Source organism: Pseudomonas sp. GZD-209, from assembly GCF_049310485.1.
In the GTDB taxonomy this organism is placed as follows: domain Bacteria; phylum Pseudomonadota; class Gammaproteobacteria; order Pseudomonadales; family Pseudomonadaceae; genus Aquipseudomonas; species Aquipseudomonas sichuanensis.
In genome coordinates this window covers 1-5,806 of sequence record NZ_JBMOWQ010000249.1, presented here as the reverse complement: position 1 = coordinate 5,806, position 5,806 = coordinate 1, and the positions used below count along the sequence as shown (strand labels likewise).

6 protein-coding genes are annotated in these 5,806 nt (G+C 61.0%); 4 read left to right on the top strand and 2 right to left on the bottom strand.

Translation table 11 applies throughout. The features are described from left to right. Positions 1–100 precede the first annotated feature (100 nt). The 3 genes from ACO6VM_RS24730 to ACO6VM_RS24720 all read left to right on the top strand — a co-directional run bounded on the left by ACO6VM_RS24730 (position 101) and on the right by ACO6VM_RS24720 (position 3,401). A complete protein-coding gene (locus tag ACO6VM_RS24730) occupies positions 101–1,516 on the top strand; it encodes a heavy metal sensor histidine kinase (RefSeq protein WP_422403932.1) in 1,416 nt (471 codons plus the stop codon). A gap of 129 nt (positions 1,517–1,645) precedes the next feature. Next, positions 1,646–1,870, top strand: a complete 225-nt coding sequence (locus tag ACO6VM_RS24725; protein WP_232882063.1) for a hypothetical protein — start codon at positions 1,646–1,648, stop codon at positions 1,868–1,870. A gap of 205 nt (positions 1,871–2,075) precedes the next feature. Next, complete coding sequence (locus ACO6VM_RS24720) at positions 2,076–3,401, top strand: OprD family porin (RefSeq protein WP_401059835.1); 1,326 nt, start codon at positions 2,076–2,078, stop codon at positions 3,399–3,401. A 204-nt stretch (positions 3,402–3,605) separates the two neighbouring features. Here the strand turns inward: ACO6VM_RS24720 and ACO6VM_RS24715 are convergent, their stop codons facing one another. Both ACO6VM_RS24715 and ACO6VM_RS24710 read right to left on the bottom strand, forming a co-directional pair. Next, positions 3,606–3,857, bottom strand: coding sequence for a DUF3077 domain-containing protein (locus tag ACO6VM_RS24715; protein WP_110995893.1), 252 nt, complete (start codon positions 3,855–3,857; stop codon positions 3,606–3,608). Further along, positions 3,854–4,093: a hypothetical protein gene (locus ACO6VM_RS24710; RefSeq protein ID WP_110995894.1), complete on the bottom strand. Its 240-nt coding sequence runs from the start codon at positions 4,091–4,093 to the stop codon at positions 3,854–3,856. Before ACO6VM_RS24710 ends, ACO6VM_RS24715 begins: the two co-directional genes overlap by 4 nt. A 475-nt stretch (positions 4,094–4,568) precedes the next feature. On the opposite strand from ACO6VM_RS24710, the gene ACO6VM_RS24705 reads away from it, so the two are divergent. After that, positions 4,569–5,806: IS256 family transposase (locus ACO6VM_RS24705; RefSeq protein WP_422403422.1), on the top strand; the 1,238-nt coding region annotated here is incomplete at its 3' end.

The following is a 5,806-nucleotide window of genomic DNA, read 5'->3' as shown; positions in this document are numbered from 1 at the left end:
CGATCCGGCTACCGAGGTGGATGGCACCGGCCTGGCCGGTGTTCGCGGGGCAAGCCCGCTCCCACGAAGACCGCAAAGCAGCCCCGTGGGGTAGATGCCCATGAAGCTCATGCGTGCCAAACCCGGCAACTCCATCGCCCTGCGCCTCTGCGCCCTGTTCACCCTGGTCGCCCTGGGCGTGTTCGTGTTGATCGGCAGCGCCCTGTACCGCCAGGTCGACCGCAGCCTCGACCTGTTGCCCGCCGCCGAACTGGACGCCCGCTTCAGCGTGCTCGAGTCCGCCCTCAACCGCTACGGCACGCCCGAGCACTGGGCCAAGATCCACAACAAGCTCAACCTGCTCGGCGAAGAGGACAAGCGCATCCGCTTCTGGGCAGTCGGCAGCAACCCGAACTACGAATATGGCCAACCCACCGAACTGATCCGCGCCTTTGCCGAAGGCCCGCCGGGCATGCGCGAGCTGCGCCTGGCGGACAGCCCCTACCCTTACAAGGTGCTGGTCAGCGAGCTGCCGGCACTGGGCGAACGCCCGCCGCTGCGCTTTCTGATCGGCATCAACACCGAAACCTTCTGGCAGGCCCAACACAGCCTGCTGGTGGCCATCGTCGGCCTGGCGGCATTCGGCGTGGTGCTGGCTTCGCTGCTCAGCTACTGGGTGGCGCGCATCGGTTTGAAGCCCTTGCTGACGCTGTCTGACCAGGCCCAGGGGCTCGCCCCGCCACGCCTGGACGGGCGCCTGCCAACCGAAGCCCTGCCACCGGAACTGGCGCGCTTCGCCGGCGCCTTCAACGCCGCGTTGGACCGGGTCAGCCAGGCCTACACCCAGCTCGAAGCGTTCAACGCCGACGTCGCCCACGAACTGCGCTCGCCGCTGACCAACCTGATCGGCCAGACCCAGGTGGCACTGACCCGTGGGCGCAGCGCCGAACACTACTTCGAGGTGCTGCAATCGAACCTGGAGGAGCTGGAGCGCCTGCGCAGCATCATCAACGACATGCTGTTCCTGGCCAGCGCCGACCAGGGCAGCAAGGCCACCGCGCTGGCCGAGGCCTCGCTGGCCGAAGAGGTGGCCACCACCCTCGACTACCTGGACTACATCCTCGAGGATGCCCAGGTGCGCGTGAGCGTCAGCGGCGACGCCCGCGCACGCATCGAGAAAGCCCAGTTGCGCCGGGCGCTGATCAACCTGCTGAACAACGCCGTGCAACACACCGCGCCCAACCAGGTGATCGAGGTGTGCATCAAAGCCGATGAACAGCAGGTGAGCATCGCCGTGAGCAACCCAGGGCCGGCCATTGCCGACGAGCACCTGGCCTTGCTGTTCGAACGCTTCTACCGGGTGGATGCGGCACGCGCCAACAGCGGCGGCAACAACCATGGTTTGGGGCTGGCGATCGTCAAGGCCATCGCGCTGATGCATGGCGGTAGTGTTTTCGTGCACAGCGAGGCCGGCGCCAATACCTTTGGGATCAGCCTGCCAAGCGCTCAACTACGCGGGTTTGCGGTAAAAGTCTGAGGATATTTGCAGCAATCATTACTTTTTGCGCAACAGTGCTTATCTGAACAGGCTCTGTTTCACGGGGCCTCGCGGGATTAATTTAGCCCCATCTCCACTAGCACTTGCTTAGCAAGAAGGTTGTTTCAAATGTCCAACAGTATGGGTGTTGCCAGCGTATTTATCCTGTCGTCCCTGTTGTTGTCGCCCCTGGCCATGGCGGAAGAATCCTCGGCCTTCGTAAACCGCAACGCAGAAGTTGCAGCGGTTCATCAGCAGGCTCGCGAAGCCATTGCCGCGCAAAAAGCAGACGCCGCCAAAGGCTCGCAGCAGACTGCTTCCAAGGTGTCCGCCGACGATAGCGCCGACAGCTGATCAGCCACTCTCCAGTTTCCTGATTTTCCCTTGGCTACACCGTGGGCGTTGCCTGCGACGATATGTTAGCCTTTCCAAGCCGCTGCCGATCAGCGGCTTTTTTTATGTGTCGAAATTATCAGCCCGGCTGTTACGTCTCTAATAAGAAACTTGCAGATACGACAATAAAAACTGCCCCACCGCTTGACCAAAGGAGTTTGTACCGGTGTCTTTTGCGTTTCGTTTTACCCCGCTTTTCCTTGCGTTAACCGCAACGATTCCCCTGGCCGCCCAGGCCGATGAAGACAAGGCTGATGGCTTCATCGAAGGCTCTACGCTGAACCTGCATTTTCGCAATGCCTACTTCAACCGCAACGAGCTCAACCGTGACGTGCGTGACAAGCGCGAATGGGGCCAGGGCGCCGTGGCGCGCTTCGAGTCCGGCTACACCCCCGGTGTGATCGGCTTCGGCCTGGACGCCCACGGCATTCTCGGCCTCAAGCTCGACGGTGGTGCGGGCCATGCCGGCACCTCGATCCTGCCCAACCACGTCAAGGACGACGGCAGCCAGGGCGCTGCACCGCACTCGTTCTCCACCGCGGGCGGCGCGATCAAGCTCAAGGGCTTCGACACCGAGTTCAAGGCCGGTGACCTGTTCCTCACCAACCCGGTGATCGCCGGCGGCGAGTCGCGCATGCTGCCGCAGACCTTCCGTGGTTTCGCCCTGACCAACACCAGCATCGACGGGCTGATGCTCGAAGGTGGCCAGGTGAGCTTCACCAAGCCGTACAACCAGAGCGGCCACCGCCGCATCGACACCTACTACGGTGCACTGGAAGACGGCGACAAGAGCAAGCACCTGAACTGGGCCGGCGCGTCCTGGAGCGGCACCGAAAACGTCACCGCCAATGTCTACGCCGCCGAGCTGAAGGACATCTGGAACCAGTACTACGCCGACTTCGACTACACCTACCAGGTCAACGACCTGGTCAGCCTCAACCCGGGCGCGCACTACTACCACACCCAGGACACCGGCCAGTCGCTGCTGGGCAAGATCGACAACAACACCTACAGCCTGCACTTCACCGTGGCCGCCGGGTTCCACAGCGTCACTGCCGCCTACCAGCGGGTCAACGGCAACACGCCGTTCGACTACATCAACCTGGGTGACAGCATCTACCTGGACAACTCGCGCATGTACTCGGACTTCAACGCGCCCAACGAGCGCTCGTGGAAGCTGCAGTACGACTATGACTTCGGCGGTGTCGGCGTGCCGGGGCTGACCAGCTCGCTGTCGTACTCGCGCGGCGAGGCGGACCTGACCAAGGCCACCCAGGACACCACGCACTACGACTACTACAACGCAGATGGCAAGCACGCCACCCACTGGGAGCGTGACTTCGACCTGAAGTACGTGTTCCAGGAAGGCCAGCTGAAGGATTTGTCGGTGCTGCTGCGCTATGCCAGCCACCGGGCCAATGCGGCCTATGCGGCGGAGTCGGATAACGACGAAGTGCGGGTGATCGTCGATTACCCGGTGAACGTGTTCTGATCTGACGTCGGTGCACGGCGAGGGCTTCGCCCTCGTTTCGCCGGCACTGAAAACGCCAGACCGAAGGTAAACGTGGGAGCGGGCTTGCCCCGCGATTGCAGCACCGCGATATACGGCACCGGCTTCGCCGGTGCTCGCGGGGCAAGCCCGCTCCCACGGTAAGTGCTATTGCCGCGATACCGATGAAACAGGATATGCAAGGTTTCAGCAGTTTCTGTTCAACCCGAGTTCCAGGTCATTGACCAGCGCCTTGGCCATCGCGCTGAGAATCCGCGCCGCACTGCCGGCCAGCAAATCCCCCTCCATTTCCGCCTCGGTCGTCAGGTGCAGGATGCAGCCCTGCAACATCGACAGCTCATCGAATGCCCGGCTGAACGGGATATCGGGCTGCACACGGTACAACTCAAGGAAGGTCTCGACGCCTGCGGTGAAGGCGGGTTCGGGCTTATCGCTCATGGCGCCGCCTCCAGTGACCGGGCATGGTCGAACAGGCAGCGAAGTAGCTGGCTGAGGATGGCTACGTTTTCCATCAGGACCATGGGGCGGTCGTCAGGAGGGAACGCGCGGTAGGCGTCCAGGGTTCTGCTCATGGTCGACATCAGCACGGCGGCGTGGGCCATGGCGGCGTCGTGGGTCAGGTGGTCGATGATGCTGATGTAGGGGATGGGGGGATCGGGGACTAGCTTTTTCATTTCGAATCACTCATGTCGATTGAGGAAATCGCCACGCGGACCTTTCTCACGGGATTGGGTGGCAACCGTGCACGGGGTGAGAAACCGAGGACATGAGACCCGGCCAGACCAAAGGTCTGCCCGAACACGGCTGCCATGAAAAATGCCGAAACTCACATCGTCGGGTTCTCACGCCCGGCCACCAAAATTGGCGACCCGAGGAAGTTATCCCTGATGATTGTCCCGGCATATCTGGAACCTTCCGGCAGGCGCGTAGGATAGGTCCCAAGCATGGCCTTACTGAAGCATTTGGTTTCAGATTCGGAAATGTCGTACGCCGTTGCGGGGTGGCTGATCAGGAGCTGGTAATGGCCACCAGGTGCATGTCGAAAGATTGGGTCAGGGCCACCAGGTGCCTGCCGGTGTTTTTGCAGCGCCTATCAGGAGGGTGTCAGAAATTTTGTGTTCGGGCATACCATGAGTAAGAGGTGCATGTATGCCAACCAAAAAGAAACCGCTTCGAGAGTTACCGAAGGTCCCGAAAGAGCTGCTTGAACAGTTTTCCGCGACCCCGCTGATGACCGCCGAGGCCATTGAGGAGGCCTCTGCCGCCTTCAAGAAAGCACTGATCGAGCGAGCCCTGAACGCCGAACTTGGTCATCACCTGGGCTATCCTCCGGGCGCGCAGCGCCCAGAGGATGAGACCAACCAGCGCAATGGCACGAGTGGCAAGACTGTGCTGACAGGCGATGGCCCGCTACGGCTGGATATCCCTCGGGACCGTGACGGCAGCTTCTCGCCCATTCTGATCCCCAAGCATGAGCGCCGTTACACCGGATTCGATGACAAAATCATCGCCATGTACGCCCGTGGAATGACGGTCAGAGAGATACGGGCCTTCCTGTCCGAGCAGTATGGAACCGACGTTTCACCCGATTTCATCAGCTCTGTGACAGACGAGGTCATGGAAGAGATTGGCGCGTGGCAGCAGCGGCCACTGGAGCCGATGTACCCGGTCATTTTCTTCGATGCGCTGCGGGTGAAGATCCGCGAAGAAGGCCTGGTGCGCAATAAGGCCATTTACCTGGCGCTGGGCGTTCTTCCCGACGGGACGCGCGATATCCTGGGCATCTGGATCGAGAACACCGAGGGTGCAAAGTTCTGGATGAAGGTCTTTAACGATCTCAAGAAGCGTGGCGTCGAGGACGTGCTGATTGCCGTGACCGACGGCCTCAAAGGCATGCCAGAAGCCCTCAGCGCAGTATTTCCAGAGACGACGTTGCAGACATGCATCGTGCACCTGATCCGCAACAGCCTGGACTATGCGGCGTGGGACAAGCGTCGAGAGCTGGCCAAAGCGCTGAAACCGATTTACCAAGCCATCAATGCCGAAGCGGCTGAGCAAGCACTCGATGAGTTTGAGAGCGGGCCGTGGGGCGAGAAATATCCGACGGTGGTGGCTGCCTGGAGGCGCGCCTGGGATCGAGTGATTCCATTTTTCGTCTTCCCACCGGCCATCAGGAAGGTGATTTACACCACCAACGCCATTGAGAGCATCAATGCTCAGCTACGCAAGATCATCAAGACCCGGGGCCATTTTCCGAACGATGACGCAGCCACCAAACTGATCTGGCTGGGGCTGCGAAACATCACGGCGAATTGGGGCTCGGCGGCGCATGATTGGAAAAGTGCAATGAATCAGTTTGCGATTCTGTACGGAGATCGGTTCATCAG

Excerpts from the sequence above, each read along its gene's own strand:
- ACO6VM_RS24730 (WP_422403932.1), top strand. The coding sequence starts at position 101 with ATGAAGCTCATGCGTGCCAAACCCGGCAACTCCATCGCCCTGCGCCTC.
- ACO6VM_RS24725 (WP_232882063.1), top strand. The coding sequence starts at position 1,646 with ATGTCCAACAGTATGGGTGTTGCCAGCGTATTTATCCTGTCGTCCCTG.
- ACO6VM_RS24715 (WP_110995893.1), bottom strand. The coding sequence starts at position 3,857 with ATGAGCGATAAGCCCGAACCCGCCTTCACCGCAGGCGTCGAGACCTTC.
- ACO6VM_RS24710 (WP_110995894.1), bottom strand. The coding sequence starts at position 4,093 with ATGAAAAAGCTAGTCCCCGATCCCCCCATCCCCTACATCAGCATCATC.